Origin of the sequence: Pseudoxanthomonas sacheonensis (assembly GCF_010093305.1) — a bacterium.
Taxonomy (GTDB): Bacteria; Pseudomonadota; Gammaproteobacteria; order Xanthomonadales; family Xanthomonadaceae; genus Pseudoxanthomonas_A; species Pseudoxanthomonas_A sacheonensis.
Genome location: NZ_PDWS01000018.1, coordinates 78,367 through 96,574 on the forward strand (window position 1 = coordinate 78,367; position 18,208 = coordinate 96,574).

15 protein-coding genes and 1 tRNA gene are annotated in these 18,208 nt (G+C 65.9%); 11 read left to right on the plus strand and 5 right to left on the minus strand.

Features of this window, described 5'->3' with window-relative positions:
* The first annotated feature begins 133 nt into the window (after positions 1-133).
* The 6 genes from phoU to rnt all read left to right on the plus strand — a co-directional run bounded on the left by phoU (position 134) and on the right by rnt (position 4,435).
* Positions 134-844, plus strand: coding sequence for a phosphate signaling complex protein PhoU (gene phoU / locus CSC73_RS14695; protein WP_163841645.1), 711 nt, complete (start codon positions 134-136; stop codon positions 842-844).
* Positions 845-970: 126 nt separating this feature from the next.
* Positions 971-1,513, plus strand: coding sequence for an RNA polymerase sigma factor (locus CSC73_RS14700; protein WP_163841648.1), 543 nt, complete (start codon positions 971-973; stop codon positions 1,511-1,513).
* Positions 1,514-1,648: 135 nt separating this feature from the next.
* Positions 1,649-2,086 carry an HvfA family oxazolone/thioamide-modified RiPP metallophore gene (locus tag CSC73_RS14705; protein WP_163841651.1) on the plus strand — a complete coding sequence of 146 codons (438 nt, stop codon included), beginning with the start codon at positions 1,649-1,651 and terminating at the stop codon, positions 2,084-2,086.
* A gap of 18 nt (positions 2,087-2,104) precedes the next feature.
* On the plus strand, positions 2,105-2,959 hold the full coding sequence (locus tag CSC73_RS14710; RefSeq protein ID WP_163841654.1) for an HvfB family MNIO-type RiPP peptide maturase: 855 nt from the start codon (positions 2,105-2,107) through the stop codon (positions 2,957-2,959).
* Positions 2,952-3,701, plus strand: a complete 750-nt coding sequence (locus tag CSC73_RS14715; RefSeq protein ID WP_163841656.1) for an HvfC family RiPP maturation protein — start codon at positions 2,952-2,954, stop codon at positions 3,699-3,701. The genes CSC73_RS14710 and CSC73_RS14715 overlap by 8 nt, the downstream gene beginning before the upstream one ends.
* Positions 3,702-3,808: 107 nt before the next feature.
* On the plus strand, positions 3,809-4,435 hold the full coding sequence (gene rnt / locus CSC73_RS14720; protein ID WP_163841658.1) for a ribonuclease T: 627 nt from the start codon (positions 3,809-3,811) through the stop codon (positions 4,433-4,435).
* Positions 4,436-4,439: 4 nt separating this feature from the next.
* Here rnt and rhtA read toward each other — a convergent pair whose 3' ends face one another.
* The 4 genes from rhtA to rnr all read right to left on the minus strand — a co-directional run bounded on the left by rhtA (position 4,440) and on the right by rnr (position 9,937).
* A complete protein-coding gene (gene rhtA, locus CSC73_RS14725) occupies positions 4,440-5,321 on the minus strand; it encodes a threonine/homoserine exporter RhtA (RefSeq protein WP_163841661.1) in 882 nt (293 codons plus the stop codon).
* Between the two features lie 53 nt (positions 5,322-5,374).
* Positions 5,375-6,562, minus strand: coding sequence for a DmpA family aminopeptidase (locus CSC73_RS14730; protein ID WP_163841664.1), 1,188 nt, complete (start codon positions 6,560-6,562; stop codon positions 5,375-5,377).
* A gap of 44 nt (positions 6,563-6,606) precedes the next feature.
* A complete protein-coding gene (rlmB, locus tag CSC73_RS14735; protein ID WP_163841667.1) occupies positions 6,607-7,350 on the minus strand; it encodes a 23S rRNA (guanosine(2251)-2'-O)-methyltransferase RlmB in 744 nt (247 codons plus the stop codon).
* 163 nt (positions 7,351-7,513) lie between these two features.
* Positions 7,514-9,937 carry a ribonuclease R gene (rnr, locus tag CSC73_RS14740; RefSeq protein ID WP_163841670.1) on the minus strand — a complete coding sequence of 808 codons (2,424 nt, stop codon included), beginning with the start codon at positions 9,935-9,937 and terminating at the stop codon, positions 7,514-7,516.
* A gap of 96 nt (positions 9,938-10,033) precedes the next feature.
* Here rnr and CSC73_RS14745 point away from each other — a divergent pair.
* The 4 genes from CSC73_RS14745 to CSC73_RS14760 all read left to right on the plus strand — a co-directional run bounded on the left by CSC73_RS14745 (position 10,034) and on the right by CSC73_RS14760 (position 15,012).
* Positions 10,034-10,120 (plus strand) — tRNA-Leu (locus tag CSC73_RS14745).
* 133 nt (positions 10,121-10,253) lie between these two features.
* A complete protein-coding gene (locus tag CSC73_RS14750) occupies positions 10,254-12,074 on the plus strand; it encodes an SLC13 family permease (RefSeq protein ID WP_163841673.1) in 1,821 nt (606 codons plus the stop codon).
* Between the two features lie 32 nt (positions 12,075-12,106).
* Complete coding sequence (gene parC, locus CSC73_RS14755; protein WP_163841675.1) at positions 12,107-14,353, plus strand: DNA topoisomerase IV subunit A; 2,247 nt, start codon at positions 12,107-12,109, stop codon at positions 14,351-14,353.
* Entirely contained in the window at positions 14,353-15,012 is a 660-nt protein-coding gene (locus tag CSC73_RS14760; RefSeq protein WP_163841678.1) for a thiopurine S-methyltransferase, read from the plus strand. The genes parC and CSC73_RS14760 overlap by 1 nt, the downstream gene beginning before the upstream one ends.
* 12 nt (positions 15,013-15,024) lie before the next feature.
* On the opposite strand, the gene bfr is transcribed toward CSC73_RS14760, so the two are convergent.
* On the minus strand, positions 15,025-15,510 hold the full coding sequence (gene bfr / locus CSC73_RS14765) for a bacterioferritin (protein ID WP_163841680.1): 486 nt from the start codon (positions 15,508-15,510) through the stop codon (positions 15,025-15,027).
* Positions 15,511-15,652: 142 nt separating this feature from the next.
* On the opposite strand from bfr, the gene CSC73_RS14770 reads away from it, so the two are divergent.
* A complete protein-coding gene (locus tag CSC73_RS14770; RefSeq protein WP_163841683.1) occupies positions 15,653-18,067 on the plus strand; it encodes a penicillin acylase family protein in 2,415 nt (804 codons plus the stop codon).
* Positions 18,068-18,208: the final 141 nt, after the last annotated feature.

The following is an 18,208-nucleotide window of genomic DNA, read 5'->3' on the forward strand; positions in this document are numbered from 1 at the left end:
GGGGAACAGGGAAACAGGAATGGAGAACGGATAAAGCGAAATCCTTTGTTCCCACTCCCGCACCCCACTCCCGCCATCGCCGAAACGCCGTTTTCCCACTCCCTATTCTCCATTCCCCATTCCCGGCCTTCCTATGAGCACCCAACCGCACGAACACATCGTCAAAAGCTACGATGAAGAACAGCGCCGCCTGGTCGGCGAGATCCTGCACATGGGCGGGATGGCCGTCGCCCAGCTGGAAGCCGCGCTGGACGTGGTGGAACGCCGCGACGACCGCGCCGCGCAGCGCATCATCGCCAACGACATCGAGATCGACAAACTGGAATCCAAGATCAGCCACGATGTGATGCAGCTGGCGCTGCGCGGGCCGATGGCGCGCGACCTGCGCGAGATCCTGGCCGGCCTGCGCATTCCGTCCGACATCGAACGCATCGGCGACTACGCGGCCAACGTGGCCAAGCGCTCCATCGCGCTGAACGTGTCGCCGCCGGTTCCCCACACCACCAACCTGCGCGCGCTGGGCCGGCTGGCCGCGCGCCAGGTCAGCGACGTGCTGGAGGCCTACCGCGAAGGCGACGCCGACCGCGCTCTGATGGTGCGCGCGCGCGATGCGGAACTGGATGCGCAGTACACCGCTCTGTTCCGCGAACTGCTGACCTACATGATGGAGGACGCGCGCAACATCACTCCCTGCACGCACCTGCTGTTCATGGCCAAGAACCTGGAACGCATCGGCGACCACGCCACCAACATCGCCGAAAACATCTGGTTCCTGGTCCACGGCGACCAGCCCCTGCCCCCGCGCGACAAGCGCGACGACACCAGCACTACCGGCGCGGTCTGATCGCGCCGACAGCATGAATCGGAAGTAACCGGAACGGGCGGCCGCGAATCCTTCCCCGCCCTACCCCTCTCTTTTGTCACTGTCAGGCATGGCGCAACGGCGGCATGCTGCCGTCACGGAGAGGGAATGAACAGCGCAATCGCGAGCACCCACTATTCGGCCGACGATCTGGCCGCCGCCCGTGCCGGCGATCTGGCCGCGTTGCAACGGGTGCTTGCCCAGTCGCGGCAAAATCTGCGCCGTTACGCCGAATACCATTGCAATATCAACGACACCGAGGATGCGGTGCAGGAAAGCATGATCCTGGTTTCGCGCCGGATCGGTGACCTGCGCGTGCTGGAATCCTTCGCTTCCTGGCTGTTCCGCATCGTCAAACGCGAGTGCAATCGCCTGAAACGCGGGTTACGCATGCTGACGGGCGACGCGATCACCGAGGACATTCAGCCCACCTGTAGTTTCGAGCCAGTGGAACTGCGCCACGATGTGGCGGCGGCGTTGGAATCGCTGCCCCCTCACTACCGCGAGATCATCCTGCTGCGCGACCTGGAAGGCTATTCCATAGAGGAACTGGCGCAACGTCTCGGACTGAACCGCGAGGCGGCCAAATCGCGCCTGCACCGGGCGCGCGTACTGACCCGCGAATACCTGGCGCCTGCAGGTTCCGCGTGACCGCTGCATTCGCCTTTGTGCCGGCCAACCGATTGCGCAAACCCCGCGTTGCCGCACTGCACACAGACCGCTAACCCATCACCGCTACACTTCCACCACAACCCGCGGCCAGCCCGCATCCCCAGGAGCAATGCCATGAGCAAGTCCAACCAGAAACCCGTTTCCCTCGCCCTCTCCGCCGCTCTCGTCGGTGGACTGGCCCTGTCCGCTTCCGCGTTCGCCATGCAGCCGCTGGCCCAGGGCTACCTGCTGTCGGCCACCGCAGACGCCGGCGAGAAAGCCGCCGAGGGCAAATGCGGCGAAGGCAAGTGCGGCATGGAGAAGGTGGATACCGACAAGGACGGCAAGGTCTCGCGCGCCGAGTTCACCGCGGCCCACGCCGACAAGGCCGACAAGTTCGACGGCATCGACACCAACAAGGACGGCTTCATCGACGCCGCCGAGCACAAGGCCCATGCCGCCGAAGGCAAGTGCGGCGAAGGCAAATGCGGCGCGGACAAGAAGAAGACCGATGCCAAGGCCGACCATGCCGAAGGCAAGTGCGGCGAAGGCAAGTGCGGCGGCAGCATCTGATTCCGTCGTACTGATTGGATGAAACCGACTCTGCCAGATGCCAGTGCCGGAATAGGCCTGCGGCGCGCCCTGCTGGGCGCGTTGCAGGAAGCGCCCGCGGGCGCGTTCGATTTCCTCGAATGCGCCCCGGACAACTGGATCGGGATCGGCGGCAGGTACGGTGCGGCGTTGGAACAGCTGTCGGCACGCCACCCCATTACCTGCCATGGGCTTTCCCTCTCGCTCGGCGGCGTAGCGCCGCTGGACGAGACCTTCCTTGCACGCGTGCGCCGCTTCCTGGATCGCCACCAGGTCGCTCTTTACAGCGAACACCTGAGCTACTGCACCGACGACGGCCACCTCTACGACCTGATGCCGATCCCTTTCACCGAGGAAGCCGTGCGCCACGTCGCCGCCCGCATCCGTCGCGTGCAAGAGGTCCTGGGCCGGCGGATCGCAGTGGAGAACGTCTCCTACTACGCCGCCCCCTACCAGGCCATGGACGAAGTGGATTTCGTCAACGCGGTACTGGCCGAAGCAGACTGCGACCTGTTGCTGGACGTCAACAACATCTACGTCAACGCCATCAACCACGGCTACGACGCCCACGATTTCCTGGCGCGCATGCCGACGGCGCGCATCTCCTCGTACCACATCGCCGGCCATTACGACGAAGCGGACGACCTGAAAGTCGACACCCATGGCGCCGCCGTGAAAGAAGACGTCTGGTCGCTGCTGCAAAGCGCCTACCGGCTGCATGGCGTGCACCCGACCTTGCTGGAGCGCGACTTCAACTTCCCCGCCATGCCGGTATTGCTGGCCGAGGTGGAGCGCATCCGCGAGCTGCAGCGCGCCACCGGCAGCGCAGAAATTCCGGTTGCCGCCCGTGGCTGAAACGCTGCGCCGGCAACAGTTCGAACTGGCCGCGCATCTGCGCGACCCCGACGCCCATGCGCCGCCTCCCGGGTTGGAGGACCGCCGCCTGGCGATCTATCGCGATCTATTCTTCAACAATATCGAGGGGCTGCTGTCCGGCAATTTCCCCGTCATCCGCAAGACCCTGGGCGAGCAGCGTTGGCGCGCGCTCGCACGCCGGTTCTATGCGCAGCACCGCAGCCACGCGCCGCTGTTCGCCGAGATAGGCCGGGAGTTCATCCGTTTCCTGCAGGAACGCGCGGAAGGCGGAACCGACGATCCTGCCTGGCTGGCGGAGATGGCGCACTACGAATGGGTGGAGCTCGGCCTGCAGATCGCCGACGACGAAATCCCCGCCAACGATGCGGCCGGCGATCTGCTGGCCGGCGTACCTGTGCTCTCGCCCACTGCGTGGGCCCTGGCCTACGCCTGGCCGGTACAACGCATCGGTCCGGACTACCAACCCGGGAAGCCGCCGGGAACGCCCACGCTGCTGCTGGTAAGGCGCGATGCGCAGTACGAGATACGTTTCGCGGAAATCTCGCCGCTGGTGTATCGCCTGCTCGAAATCCTGCGCATGGGCGAAAGCAGCGGACGCCAGGCGCTGGAGCAACTGGCCGCAGAAGCCGGCGTCGCCGACCTGCCCGCCTTCATCGAGCAAGGCCGCGCCATGCTCGTGCGCATGCGCGAAGAAAGCACGCTGCTGGGCACTCGGTTGTAGGAGCGGGCCCTGCCCGCGACGCTTTTCGATCGATGGAGGCAAAAAAGCGTCGCGGGCAGGGCCCGCTCCTACAGGGGTGGCTTGCGGGCTCTGTTACGCTTGTTGCGATGACCAGCCCAGACGAACCATTGCCGATCACCCCGATGTCCCGCCGTTTCCGCGGCTTCCTGCCCGTGGTCGTGGACGTGGAAACCGGCGGTTTCGACTGGAATCGCCATGCGCTGCTGGAAATCGCAGTGGTGCCCATCGACCTGGACGAAAGCGGCGCGTTCGTCATGGGCGAAACCGCCAGCGCGCACCTGATTCCCGCGCCCGGCACCGACATCGATCCGAAATCGCTGGAGATCACCGGCATCGTGCTGGACCACCCTTTCCGCCTGGCCAAACCCGAGAAGGAAGCGCTGGAGCATGTGTTCGCGCCGGTACGCGCGGCGATGAAAAAACACGCTTGCCAGCGCGCGATCCTGGTCGGACACAACGCGCACTTCGACCTCAATTTCCTCAACGCCGCCGTCGCCCGCTCGGGGCACAAGCGCAATCCGTTCCACCCTTTCAGCGTTTTCGACACGGTGACCATGGCCGGCCTGGCCTACGGTCAGACCGTGCTGGCGCGCGCGGTGCAGGCCGCGGGCATGGAATGGAACGCCGACGACGCCCATTCGGCCGTCTACGATACCGAACAGACAGCGCGTTTGTTCTGCAAGATCGCCAACGCGTGGCCGAAGCCCGCCTGAGACGTCAGTCGGGCACCGGCGCCACCGTCGGCGCGCGTGCGCCCAGCGTGGCGCCCGCCGAGGCGACTACTACCGCGATGATCGCCAGCCATTGCAGCAGACCGAGTTGTTCGTGTAGGAACGCGAATCCGCACAGCGCGCCGATGGCCGGCTCCAGGCTCATCAGCATGCCGAAGGTGCGCACCGGCAAACGGGTCAGGGCCATCATCTCCAGACTATAGGGCAAGGCCATCGACAACGCGGCCACGCCTATCCCCGCCGGCAGCAAGGCCGGCGCCAGCAACGCCATGCCCGACTCCATCACGCCCCATGGCACTGCGACCACCGCAGCGATCGCCGCGCCAAGCGCGACAGTCTGCGCGCCATGGTCCGCACCCGCTTTTTGTCCGAACACGATGTGGAGCGCCCAGCACAGACCCGCACCCAACGCATAGGCGACGCCCAGCGGGTCCAGCGCCGCATGCTGCTCCGACCAGGGCACCAGCAACAACAGGCCACCCACCGCCAGCGCCACCCAGCCCACGTCGCGCAGGCGTCGCGAACCCAACAGCGCCAGCCCTAGCGGACCGGTGAATTCCAGCGCGATGGCGACGCCCAGCGGTATCGTCTGCAGCGAAAGGTAGAACAGCGTGTTCATCACGCCCAGCGAGACGCCGTAGCCCAGCAGCATTCGCCACGGCAGCGTGCGCCAGGTCATGCGCCAGGGACGCAGCACCAGCCACAACATCAATGTTCCGAAAGCCAGGCGCAGCGAAGTCGCGCCCAGGGCGCCCACGACCGGGAACAGGCTCTTGGCCAGACTGGCGCCAAGTTGGATGGAGAACATCGCAACCAGCAGAAGCAGTACGGGCATCAGCACCGATGCGGTGGGGCGGGAGGTGGTCATCGACTTGCCTGATGTGGGATCGCAGTAGCTCGGAGTTCAGTTGCGGCAATCGTTCAAGGTGCGCGCACGCCGTGTTCGTCCAGGATCCTGCGCACACGATCCAGCGGAATCGCTTCGGCGGTATGGCCGTTGCCGCTGACCGTGGTGGCCATGAACAGCGAGTTGTAGACCGCTTCTTCCACCGCATCGACGCTGGCCTGGAACACGCCGCTCATCTGTTCGTTCGCAAGTTCGGTGGTGGTGTGGCGCGGCGCATCGAAGGCGCGGCGCACCGACGGCGCAGTCGAGAACGCCAGCGCATAGTCGCCGCTGCCGTTGGACGCCGAGCTGCCCGTGCGTCCCAGCCCCATCATCGCCCGCGAGGCGAGGCGCCGCAGGTTGCGGTCGCTCAGCGGCGCGTCGGTGGCGATGACGATGATCACCGAGCCGTCGCCGCGGTCGTCGGCCGGACCAATTTCGACATCGGACGACCGCGCAGCGACCGCGTTCTGGAACGCGTAGCGCCCCAACTCGCGGCCTACCGGCGCACCGGATACCTGCAGCACGCCGCCGAAATTGCTCTGCACCAGCACGCCCACCCTCCAACCGCCAAGACTTTCCGGAAGCACGCGTGAAGACGTGCCGATGCCGCCTTTCCAGCCGAAGGCGATGGTGCCGGTGCCCGCGCCGACGCTGCCCTCCTGCACCGGTCCCGACCTGGCGCTTTCCAATGCGCGCCGCACTGCTTCGGCGGTGACCGGACGTGCACGGATGTCGTTGAGATCGCCGTCGTTGGTCTCGCCGACCACCGGATTGATCGAACGCACCTGCTGCATGTCCGGTTGCTGCAGCAACCACGCGGCCATCGCATCGGCGGCTTTCCACACGCACAGGGTGCAGGTGAGCAGGATCGGCGTTTCCAGTTCGCCCAGTTCGTTGATCTGCGTGCTGCCGGCGAACTTGCCGAAGCCATTGCCGACATGCAGTGCGGCCGGCACGCGCGAACGATAGGCGTTGCCTTCGTGCGGCAGGATCGCGGTGACGCCGGTACGCACGCGCTCGCCTTCGATCAGGGTGACCTGGCCCACCCGCACGCCGGCCACGTCGGTAATGGCGTTGTTGGCGCCCGGGGCGAATATTCCCGGCGCCACGCCGAGATCGCGCGCCCGCACGCGCTCCTGCGCCGCCAGTGGCGCGGTCGACGCGGCCAACAGCAAACCCGCCGCGATGCAACGGAACAGGGCCAATGCCGGATTGTGCATGCGATCTCCGCGAAGTGGTTCTGAAGGATTCGGCCAGCGACCGGTCAGCGTCGCTGGCGCACCGCTTCGAACAGTGTGATTCCGGTGGCAACCGAGACATTGAGGCTTTCGATATCGCCCGGCATCGGGATCTTCACCAGTCCGTCGCAATGCTCGCGCGTGAGCCTGCGCATGCCGTCGCCTTCGCCGCCCAGCACCAGCGCCACGTTGCCGCGCAGATCGGTGTCGTAAAGCGAGGCTTCGGCTTCGCCGGCCAATCCGTAGATCCACACGCCCGACTTCTGCAGATCGCGCAGGCAGCGCGCCAGATTGGTCACCGGAAAAACGGGAAGCCGGTCCGCCGCGCCGGCCGATGTCTTGCGCACCGTCGCATTCACCGGCGCCGATTTGTCTTTGGGGATAACCACTGCGGTAGCGCCGGCAGCAGCCGCGCTGCGCAGGCAGGCGCCCAGGTTGTGCGGATCCTGCACGCCGTCCAGCACCAGCACCAGCGCCTTGCCTTCCGCAGCCTCGATCAACCCGGCCAGTTCGCCCTCGTCCCAGGTCCTGGCGGCTGCATAGCGCGCGACCGCACCCTGATGGCGCACCGAGCCGCCCACGCCGTCCAGCGCCTGCTGGGTGACGCGGCGCACTTCGATGCCCTTGCGGCGCGCGTTCTCTTCTATCTCGGTGATGCGCGGGTTCTTGCTGCCGGCTTCCAGCAATATTTCCCGCACGTTGTCGGCATCGTTCTCGATGGCAGAAGCCACCGCGTTGATGCCGGCGATCCATTGGTTCTGTTTGCTCATGATGCTCTTGTCATTAGATTCCCTTCTCCCTCTGGGAGAAGGTGCCCGAAGGGCGGATGAGGGAGTGGATTATCAGCGAAAGCGAACTTCCACTAGCAAGTCATTCCCATTCCCTCATCCGGCGCTACGCGCCACCTTCTCCCGATGGGAGAAGGAAGCAACGTCAGTACTTCTGCTTCTTCTGCTTGGCCGGCTGCCCGCGCGGCGGCAGTCCCTGTACCTGCTTCTCTTCGGCCAGCTTGAAGTCGATCTTGCGCTCTTCCAGGCTGGCCTTCATCACCACGATGCGGACCTGGTCGCCCAGGCGGAAGACCATGCCGCGGCGCTCGCCGCTGAGCGTCTTGCGGATCGGATCGAAGTGGTAGTAGTCGTGCGGCAGCTGGGTCACGTGGACCAGACCGTTGACCTTGGAATCGTTGAGCTCCACGAACAGGCCGAAACTGGTCACCCCGCTGATCACGCCATCGAACTGCCCGCCCACGTGCTGCTCCATCCACGCGGCGCGGTAGCGTTCGTCCACCTCGCGTTCGGCCTCGTCGGCGCGGCGCGCGCGTTCGGAGCATTGCAGCGACAGCGCCGCCATCTGGTGCTGGGAATACAGGAATTTCTCCGGCTTTCCGCCGCTCAGCGCGTACTTGATCGCACGATGCACCAGCAGGTCGGGATAGCGGCGGATCGGCGAGGTGAAGTGGGCGTACGCCGCCAGCGCCAGGCCGAAGTGGCCCGCGTTGTCGGGCGTGTATACCGCCAGGCTCTGGCTGCGCAGCACCACAGATTCCAGCAGCGCCACGTCCGGACGCTCGCGGATCTTCTTCAGCAACTGGGTGAAATCGCGCGGCTGCACCTTCGCCCACGGCGGCAGGCTCAGCTTGAACTCCTTCAGGAACTCCAGCAGATCGGCGTACTTGGATTCCGGCGGCCGGTCGTGCACGCGGTACGGCGCGGCAATGTGCGCGCCCAGCAGATATTTGGCCGCTTCCACATTCGCTGCGATCATGCATTCCTCGATCAGCTTGTGCGCGTCGTTACGCTGCAGCATGCCGGCCTGGGTGACTTCGCCGCGGTTGTCCAGCACGAAACGCACTTCGGAGGTTTCGAATTCGATCGCCCCGCGCTTCTCGCGCGCCTTGGCCAGCACGTGGAACAGCTGGTACAGACGCTCGACCTGCGGCAGTTGCGCGCCGATGGCCTGGCGCGCGTCCTCGTCGTTCTCGCCGACCGCGTTCCAGACCTGGGTGTAGGTCAGGCGCGCGTGCGAGTTCATCACCGCTTCGTAGAACCTGGACGAGGTCACTTCGCCGTTGCGGTCCACCTGCATGTCGCAGACGAAACACATGCGGTCGACCTTGGGATTGAGCGAACAGATGCCGTTGGACAGCGTCTCCGGCAACATCGGTACGACGAAACCGGGGAAGTACACCGAAGTCGCGCGCTTCTGCGCTTCGTCGTCCAGCGGCGTACCGGGACGCACGTAGTTGGACACATCGGCGATGGCCACCACCAGGCGGAAACCCTGACGGTTGGTTTCGCAATAGACGGCGTCGTCGAAATCCTTGGCGTCTTCGCCGTCGATGGTGACCAGCGGCATGTCGCGCAGGTCCACTCGCCCGGCGATCATCGAATCGTCGACCGTCAGCGGCACTGCGGCGGCTTCGTCCAACGCTTCCTGCGGAAACTCATGCGGGATCTCGTGCCCATGGATCGCCGCTTCCACCACCAGCGAAGGCGTCAGTTTGTCGCCCAGCACCGCGATGATGCGGCCCATCGGCGGACGTCGCGCATCCGGCGTCTGAGTCAGTTCGGCGACGACCAACTGGCCGTCCACCGCGTCGCCGCGCTGGTCCGGCGGAATCAGCACATTGCGCTGCACGCGCTTATCGTCGGGAACCAGGTAACTCATACCCGCTTCCAAAGTGAAACGGCCGATCAGGCGCGACAGGCGCCGTTCCAGCACTTCCACGATGCTGCCTTCGCGGCGGCCGCTGCGGTCGATGCCGGTGACGCAGGCCATGGCCCGGTCGCCGTGCATGACCTTGCGCATCTCGTTGGGCGGCAGGAACAGGTCGTCGCCGGTGCCTTCATCCGGCCTGAGGAAGCCGAAGCCATTGGGATTGGCGATCACCACGCCCGGAATCAGGTCCATCTGCTTGGCCGGAGCGAAGCCGCCGCGACGGTTCTGCAGCAGCTGGCCGTCGCGGACCATGGCGCCCAAGCGCTTGCCCAGCGCATCGAAACGCTCCGGTGCGGTCAGCCCCAGGCTGGCAGCCAGGTCTTCGGCGGTCTGCGGGCCTTCGGCGGCGGCCAGTTCGGCAAGAATGGCCTCGCGGCTGGCGATGGGGTCGGCATAGCGCTCGGCTTCGCGCGCGGCGTGCGGGTCGCGGAAATCCACGCGTTGCGGAGGACGCGGCTGCCTGGATCCGGTGGCCGGGCCTTTCCTGGCCGGCGCAGGCTTGCCCGCTGGCAGATCGGGCATCCATGGCGGCAACTTGGACTTGGGGGCCGCGCCCGCTTTTTTCGCTCTTCCGGCCTGCTTGCCGGACTTGCCCGCCGCGGGCCTGGACCCGCCTTTCGTTGGCTTCTTCGTCATGCCCTCATGTTACACCCCGACTGAATACCGGCCGTGACCGCGCAGCCATCCGTTGACATACCGCCGCGCAATCCGGAGAATGCGCGCCCTGCACCTGCCCAGGTGGCGGAATTGGTAGACGCACTAGCTTCAGGTGCTAGCGGGGGCAACTTCGTGGAGGTTCGAGTCCTCTTCTGGGCACCAAGGTAAAAGCAAAACCCTCGCGCAAGCGGGGGTTTTTGCTTTTCCGGGCCTTGAGCTTTCGCGCCCGGACAACATTCCTGCGTTAACTTGGCTGTGCCCGCCCTGTTTTTTGCCATGCCCACGGACTTAGGCGATGGAACCGCAACAAATTCTCTTCCTGACCATCCTGACCGCCACCCTGGCCTTGTTCATCAGCGAGAAGCTGCGCGTGGACGTGGTGGCCATGCTGGCGCTGCTGGCCCTTACCCTTACCGGGATCCTGGGCCCCAGGGACGCGCTGTCCGGATTTTCGAGCGAGCCGGCGATCATCGTGGCGGCCGTGTTCGTGCTGTCGTCGGGATTGTCGGCCACCGGCATCACCGACCGCATCGGCGCCGGCATCGCGCGCGCGGCCGGGGGCAGCGAGTGGCGCACGATCGCGGTGGTGATGCCCGCGACCGCCGCATTGGCCGCTTTCTCGCACCACCTGATGGTCACGGCGATGATGCTGCCCATCCTGATGCGCCTGGCGCGCGAACAGAAGCTGGCCACCTCGCGCCTGCTGATGCCGATGTCGCTGGCGGCCTCGCTGGGCACGACCCTCACCTTGGTCAGCGCACCGGCGTTCCTGCTGGCCAACGACCTGCTCAAGCGCGACGGACAGCCGTCGCTGGACATCTTCGCCATCACCCCGATCGGCGTGGCGCTGGTGCTGCTGGGCACGGTGTACATGTTGCTGGGGCGCTGGCTGGTGCCCAAACGCAGCGGCGAATCCCCGCAGCCGGACTACCTGCGCCTGGAGCGCTACTACACCGAACTGGTGGTGGAAGCCGATTCGCCGTGGATCGGCAAGACCCGCCAGGCCTTCGACGACACCTTCGGCGAACGCCTGCAGGTGGTGGACTGGCTGCGCCATGGCACGCGCCGCCGCCACCAGTACGACGACAGTCAGTTCGTCGCCGGCGATGTGCTGCTGGTCCGTGCATCGCCCGACGAAATCGCCTCGATCAAGGACGAGCCTGGCCTGGCGCTGCATGCCGTGGCCAAGTACGGCGAAAACCCCGCCGACGGCCATCAGCCGGAGCTGCTGGGCGAAGAGCAACTGGTCCAGGCGGTGGTCGCGCCGCACTCGGAATTCGCCGGCCGCAGCGTGGCCAGTATCGATTTCCTGCGCAACCTGGGCGTGGTGGTGGTGGGACTGTGGCGCAAGGAAGGCTGGCTGCACGGCGAGCTTTCCGAAATGCCTTTGCAGGAAGGCGATCTGCTGGTGCTTTGGGGCCGCCAGTACAATTTCGAACAGCTCGCCGAGCATCATGGTTTCCTCATGCTGATGCCGTTCGGCGCCAGGAAGAAGACCCGCAGCCGCGCGCCGCTGGCCCTGCTGATCATGGCCGGCGCGATCGCCGCCGCCGCTACCGAACTGCTGTCGCCGCAGATCGCGTTCCTGACCGGGGCCATAGCCATGGTGCTGACCCGCTGCGTGGGCGTGGAACAGGCTTATCGCGAGATCGATGTGCGCATCTTCGTGATGATCGCCGGAGTGATTCCGTTGGGCATCGCCATGGAACGCACCGGAACCGCGGCCATGTTCGCGGACTTCCTGCTCAGGCACGCCTCGCACTGGTCGCCGCTGACCCTGCTGCTGGTGATGTTCGGCGCGGCCGCAATGCTGACCCAGATACTCTCCGACGCCGCGACCACCGTGCTGCTGTGCCCTATCGCGCTGGCCCTGGCCGACGGGCTGGGATTGCCTCCGGTGCCGTTCGTGGTGTGCACGGCGATGGGCGCGGTGGCGTCGTTCCTCACCCCCATCGGCCACCATGGCAACCTGCTGATCCTCAACCCCGGCCAGTACACCTTCGGCGATTTCCTGCGCGTCGGCGCTCCGCTGACCGCCCTGATCGCCATCGTCACCGCCTGGATTGCGCGCTGGATGTGGCTCGGCGGCCCCCTGCTGCCGGCGATGGCCGGTTAAAATCGGACATCGATAGCAGACCGACCCGAGTAATGACCGAAACCATCCGCCCCACCTTCCACGGCTTCGAACAGATCCCGCTGCGCGAATACGCCGAACGCGCCTACCTGGACTATTCGATGTACGTGGTCCTGGACCGCGCCCTGCCCTTCATCGGCGACGGCCTGAAGCCGGTGCAGCGCCGCATCATCTACGCGATGAGCGAGCTGGGCCTCAACGCCACCGCCAAGCCCAAGAAATCGGCGCGCACCGTGGGCGATGTGATCGGCAAGTTCCACCCCCATGGCGACAGCGCCTGCTACGAAGCGCTGGTGCTGATGGCGCAGCCGTTCTCCTACCGCTACCCGCTGATCGAAGGCCAGGGCAACTTCGGCTCGCCGGACGATCCCAAGTCGTTCGCGGCCATGCGCTATACCGAATCCAAGCTGACGCCCATCGCCGAAGTGCTGCTGGGCGAGCTGGGCCAGGGCACGGTGGACTGGACGCCCAACTTCGACGGCACCCTGCAGGAACCGACCTGGATGCCGGCGCGCCTGCCGCATCTGCTGTTGAACGGCACCACCGGCATCGCGGTCGGCATGGCCACCGACGTGCCGCCGCACAACCTCAACGAGATCGTCAGCGCCTGCATCCGTCTGCTGGACGATCCGCAAGCCACGGTCGCCGACCTGTGCGAACACGTGCGCGGCCCCGACTATCCGACCAGCGCCGAGGTCATCACCCCGGTCGCCGACCTGCGCGCGATCTACGAAACCGGCAACGGCAGCGTGCGCGCCCGCGCCACCTTCCAGAAGGAAGGCGGGCAGAACATCGTCATCAACGCGCTGCCCTACCAGGTCTCGCCGTCCAAGGTGATCGAGCAGATCGCCGCGCAGATGCGCGCCAAGAAACTGCCGTGGCTGGAAGACATCCGCGACGAATCGGACCATCTCAACCCGGTCCGCGTGGTCCTGATCACCCGTTCCAACCGGGTCGATGCCGAACAGCTGATGGGGCACCTGTTCGCTACTACCGACCTCGAAAAGAGCTACCGGGTCAACCTCAACATCATCGGCCTGGACGGCCGTCCGCAGGTCAAAAACCTGCGCACGCTGCTGGGCGAATGGCTGGAGTTCCGCACCAGCACGGTGACTCGCCGCCTCAACCACCGCCTGGAAAAAGTCGAGCGCCGCCTGCACCTGTTGGAAGGCTTGCTGGTCGCCTTCCTCAACCTGGATGAAGTGATCCGCATCATCCGCACCGAGGACGAACCCCGCGACGCGCTGATCGCACGCTTCAAGTTGAGCGAGGAACAGGCCGACTACATCCTCGACACGCGCCTGAAGCAGTTGGCGCGGCTGGAGGAGATGAAGATCCGCGGCGAGCAGGACGAACTGGACGCCGAACGCGACCGCCTGATCTCCACGCTCGCTTCCAAAGCCAAACTGAAGAAACTGATCAAGGACGAACTGCTGGCCGATGCGAAAAAGTTCGGCGACGCGCGCCGCTCCCCGCTGGTCGCACGCGAAGCGGCCCAGGCGCTGGACGAAACCGAACTGGTCGCCAGCGAACCGATGACCGTGGTGCTGTCGGAGAAAGGCTGGATCCGCGCGGCGAAGGGCCATGATGTGGACGCCGCCGGCATGTCCTACCGCGAGGGCGACAACCTGCTGGCGGCGGTGCGCGGGCGCAGCACGCAGCAGGTCGCGTTCCTGGATTCGGAAGGCCGCAGCTATTCCACCGCCACCCATACGCTGCCTTCGGCGCGCGGCAACGGCGAGCCGCTGACCGGCCGCTTCTCGCCCGCCTCCGGCGCGTCTTTCGTGGCCTTGGCCACCGGCGACAACGATGCGCGCTTCGTACTGGCTTCCTCGCATGGGTACGGCTTCGTCACCCGCTTCGAGAATCTCACCGGCCGCCAGAAGGCCGGCAAGGTGATGTTGAATCTGTCCAGCGGCGCCAAAGTGCTGCAGCCGGCGCACACGGCCGACCCGAAGACCGACCGCATCGTCGCCGTCACCAGCGCCGGGCACATGCTCGCCTTCGCGCTGGCCGACCTGCCGGAGCTGGACAAAGGCAAGGGCAACAAGATCATCGAGATACCCAAAGCCAAGTTGGGCACCGAACGCGTGGTGGCGGTTGCGGCGGTATCGCCGGGCAGCACGCTGCTGGTGAAGAGCGGACAGCGCACCATGAGCCTGTCGTTCAAGGACCTGGACGAATATCTGGGTACGCGCGCGTCCCGTGGCGGCCTGTTGCCACGCGGCTGGCAAAAGGTAGACGGATTGGCGGTGGAATAATGGAGGCCGACTTCTGGCTGCAACGATGGGAAGAAGGCCAGATCGGCTTCCATCGTCGCGAGGTGATGCCACTGCTGCAATCCCACTGGTCCGGGCTGGGCCTTGCGCCCGATAGCCGAGTGTTGGTGCCGCTGGCCGGGAAAAGCCTGGACATGCACTGGCTGGCGGCCCAAGGGCACCGCGTTCTGGGAATCGAGCTCTCACCGCTGGCCGTGCAGCAATTCTTCGACGAAGCCGGTGTACGGCCGCGCCGGTCCCGCAGTCGTTACGGAGAGCATTTCGCAGGTGGTTCGATCGAAATCATCGTGGGAGACGCCTTCGCTGCAGACGCGGACCTGTTTGCGGATATCGCCGGCGTTTACGACCGTGCCGCGCTCATTGCGCTTCCGCTCGATTTGCGGCTCCGCTACGTGAATGCCGTCTACGGCGCGCTGCCGGGGACCTGCAAGGGCCTGCTGATCACACTGGAATATCCCCAGCCGGAAAAAGCGGGGCCTCCCTTCTCGGTGGACGCCGATGAAGTCGCGCAGTTGTTCACTCCGCTTTGGCGCGTGGACTCGCTGGAGCGGCGAGACATCCTGGAACAGGAAGAGCGGTTCCGCGCCGAAGGCGTCAGCGCACTGACGACCGCCGTCTACCGTCTGCAGAAGTCCGCATAGGCCGGCGTAGGGTCAACCTTCAGGCTTGGCGTCGCCGAGTTTGGTCAGCAGATAGTTTTCGATGCCCAAACGCTTGATCAGGCCCAACTGCTGCTCCAGCCAGTGCGCGTGGTCTTCCTCGGTGTCTTTCAGCTGCGTCAGCAGCACCGCGCGGCTGACGTAATCGCCGTGGGTTTCGCACAGGGCGATGCCCTTGGCCAGTCGGGCGCGCACTTCATATTCCAGGTCCAGGTCCTTGCGCAGCATCTCCTCGACGGTCGCGCCGGGCACGAACGGCGTCGGGGACATGTCCGGATCGCCTTCCAGGAACAGGATGCGGCGCAGCAGCGCGTCGGCGTGGTCGGTCTCTTCCTGCATCTCGTGGTGGATGCGCTCGTAGAGCACGTGCAGGCCCTGGTCTTCATAGCGGCGCGAGTGGATGAAGTACTGGTCGCGGGCGGAGAGTTCGCCGCGCAACAGTTGCTTCAGGTATTCGACGACTTCGGGATGGCCTTTCACGGGCGCGCTCCGGTTGGGGACGGTGCGGATTTTGCCGCAACCGGAAAAGCGATGGCTCAATCGGAATCAGTCGCATCCGCAGTCGCCCCCGGCATGGAATAATCGCCCGGAAATCTCCGTCGCCCCTTACTGGAACCCCACCATGCTCAAGTGGATCAGGCGCCTGGCGCTGCTGTCGTTGTTGCTGGTGGTCGCAGGTGTCGGAACGGGGTGGTGGCTGCTGCTCGGCAGCCTGCCCAGACTGGACGGCGAGCTGGCCCTGCCCGGCCTGTCCGCACCGGTCACGGTGAGCCGCGATGCCTTGGGCGTGGTCACCATCGACGCCGCCAACGAAGCCGACATGGCGCGCGCGCTCGGTTACGTGCACGCGCAGGAACGCTATTTCGAGATGGACCTGATGCGCCGCACTTCCGCGGGCGAGCTGTCGGAACTGTTCGGACCCATCGCGCTGGATCTGGACAAGAAACGCCGCGTGCATCGCATGCGCGCGCGGGTGATGGCCGACCTGGACGATTTCGCCGGTGGCAAACGCGCGCAGTTGCAGGCTTATACCGAAGGCGTCAATGCCGGTCTGGACGGTTTGAGGACCAGGCCATGGCCGTACCTGCTGCTGCGCCAGCAGCCACGGCGCTGGGAACTGGCCGATTCGGCCTTGACCGGCTATGCGATGTACTTCGACCTGCAGGATTCGGAGAACACGCGGGAACTGGCGCTTTGGAGAATAAAGTCCGCGGTTCCGCCCGCGCTGTACGCGCTGCTGACCCATGACGGCACCGAATGGGATGCGCCGCTGTTCGGCGCGGCGCGCGGCGATGCCGCGCTGCCCGGCGCCGATGCGGTCGATCTGGCCAAACTGCCCGTGCCGGCGACCAAGGACCTGGCCCCGTTGGCCGAAAAAGGCACGCCGGGCAGCAACAACTGGGCGGTAGCCGGCGCGCTGACCGCCGATGGCCGCGCCATCGTCGCCGACGACATGCACCTTGGCCTGCGCGCGCCCAATATCTGGTTCCGCGCGCGGCTGCGATATCCCGATAGCCGTGCGCCCGGCGGTAGGGTGGATATTTCCGGGTTCACGCTGCCGGGTTTTCCGGCGGTCGTGGTCGGCAGCAACGGCCATGTCGCCTGGGGTTTCACCAACAGCTACGGCGACTGGGCCGACTGGGCCGAACTGCCGGCATGCCCGGACGGCGCGCAAGGTTGCGCGAAGCGCACGGTCTTCCACGAAAGCATCAAGGTCGCCGGCGCGGCGCCCGTCGACTTCCTGGTCCGCGAAACGGCATGGGGCCCGATCCTGCACGAGTCCAAGAACGGCACCTCCCTGGCGCTGCGCTGGACGCCGCAATTGCCGGGATCGCTGCGGGTTTCGTTCGCGGACCTCGCGGTCGCCCGCGATGTCGCCGGCGCGTTTTCGGTCGCGGATGCTTCCGGCATACCCGCGCAGAATTTCACCGTGGCCGATTCCAGCGGCAAGATCGGCTGGCGCGTGATCGGCGGATTTCCCAAACGCGATCCCGGCTGTCTGGCCACAGCGCCGGAACAGCACGTCGCGCTTCCGGGCATGGCCGTTGCCACTGACGCTACGCAAGCCGATGCCGGCGCTACCGAAGCAACGCTTGCGTGCTCGCCATGGACGACGGACGCCGCCGCGTCTCCGCGCCTGCTCGACCCGCCTTCCAACCGCTTGTGGACCGCCAACAACCGCACCATGGACGACGCAGGCCTGAAGCTCGCCGGCGACGGCGGTTATGCGCTGGGCGCGCGCGCCAGACAGATCCGCGACGACCTTTTCTCCCGCGACCGCTTCGACGAAAAAGGCCTGCTGGCCATCCAGCTGGACGACCGCGCCGTATTCCTGCAGCGCTGGTGGGCTTTGCTGCAGAAGGAAGGCGCGCACGATAAAACGCCGGCGCTGAGCGCACTGGCCAAGGCTGCGGGCCACTGGGAAGGACGCGCCAGCGCCGATTCGGTCAGCTACCGCATCGTCCGCGCCTGGCGGCTGGCCGTGCATGCCCGCATCGCCGATGGCCTGACCGCGCCTGCACAGGTTGCGCTCGGCGAAGATTTCATCATGCCCGATCTGCCGCAGCTGGAAGGCGTGGTCTGGCCATTGCTCACCGAACGCCCCGCCAACCTGCTGTCGCGCCGCTTCGCCAGCTGGGAAGCATTACTGGAAGACGCCGCGCGCCAGGTCCGCGACGACCTGTCCGCACAAGGCCCGCTGGAACAACGCACCTGGGGCGAGCGCAACACGGCGAAGATCTGCCACCCGCTGGCCAATGCCCTGCCCACGCCGCTCAAGCCCGCGCTGTGCATGCCCGCCGATCGACTGCACGGCGACGGCGCCATGCCGCGCGTGCAAGGCCCCTCGTTCGGCGCCAGCGAACGCATGGTGGTCTCGCCCGGCCACGAAGCCGACGGCATCATCCACATGCCCGGCGGTCAGAGCGGCAACCCGTTGTCGCCGTTCTGGGGAGCGGGTCATGAAGACTGGGTGCACGGACGGCCGACGCCGTTTTTGCCGGGGAAGACCGAATACACCTTGACCTTGAAACCATAAAAGCCCCTCTCCCATCGGGAGAGGGGTTGGGGTGAGGTTACGGCGGAGTGGAATTGCTGCAACCGAACGCGGAACTAGAATAGTTCTTCACCACTCTCACTTCGCCCTACCCTCACACCCCAAGGGTGCTTGCTGCGCAGC

Bases quoted from the DNA above. Each gene is read 5' to 3' on its own strand.
- rnr (WP_163841670.1), bottom strand. From the start codon at position 9,937: ATGACGAAGAAGCCAACGAAAGGCGGGTCCAGGCCCGCGGCGGGCAAG.
- CSC73_RS14760 (WP_163841678.1), top strand. From the start codon at position 14,353: ATGGAGGCCGACTTCTGGCTGCAACGATGGGAAGAAGGCCAGATCGGC.
- CSC73_RS14710 (WP_163841654.1), top strand. From the start codon at position 2,105: ATGAAACCGACTCTGCCAGATGCCAGTGCCGGAATAGGCCTGCGGCGC.
- CSC73_RS14750 (WP_163841673.1), top strand. From the start codon at position 10,254: ATGGAACCGCAACAAATTCTCTTCCTGACCATCCTGACCGCCACCCTG.
- CSC73_RS14730 (WP_163841664.1), bottom strand. From the start codon at position 6,562: ATGCACAATCCGGCATTGGCCCTGTTCCGTTGCATCGCGGCGGGTTTG.
- CSC73_RS14700 (WP_163841648.1), top strand. From the start codon at position 971: ATGAACAGCGCAATCGCGAGCACCCACTATTCGGCCGACGATCTGGCC.
- rlmB (WP_163841667.1), bottom strand. From the start codon at position 7,350: ATGAGCAAACAGAACCAATGGATCGCCGGCATCAACGCGGTGGCTTCT.
- CSC73_RS14705 (WP_163841651.1), top strand. From the start codon at position 1,649: ATGAGCAAGTCCAACCAGAAACCCGTTTCCCTCGCCCTCTCCGCCGCT.
- parC (WP_163841675.1), top strand. From the start codon at position 12,107: ATGACCGAAACCATCCGCCCCACCTTCCACGGCTTCGAACAGATCCCG.
- rnt (WP_163841658.1), top strand. From the start codon at position 3,809: ATGACCAGCCCAGACGAACCATTGCCGATCACCCCGATGTCCCGCCGT.
- CSC73_RS14770 (WP_163841683.1), top strand. From the start codon at position 15,653: ATGCTCAAGTGGATCAGGCGCCTGGCGCTGCTGTCGTTGTTGCTGGTG.
- phoU (WP_163841645.1), top strand. From the start codon at position 134: ATGAGCACCCAACCGCACGAACACATCGTCAAAAGCTACGATGAAGAA.
- rhtA (WP_163841661.1), bottom strand. From the start codon at position 5,321: ATGACCACCTCCCGCCCCACCGCATCGGTGCTGATGCCCGTACTGCTT.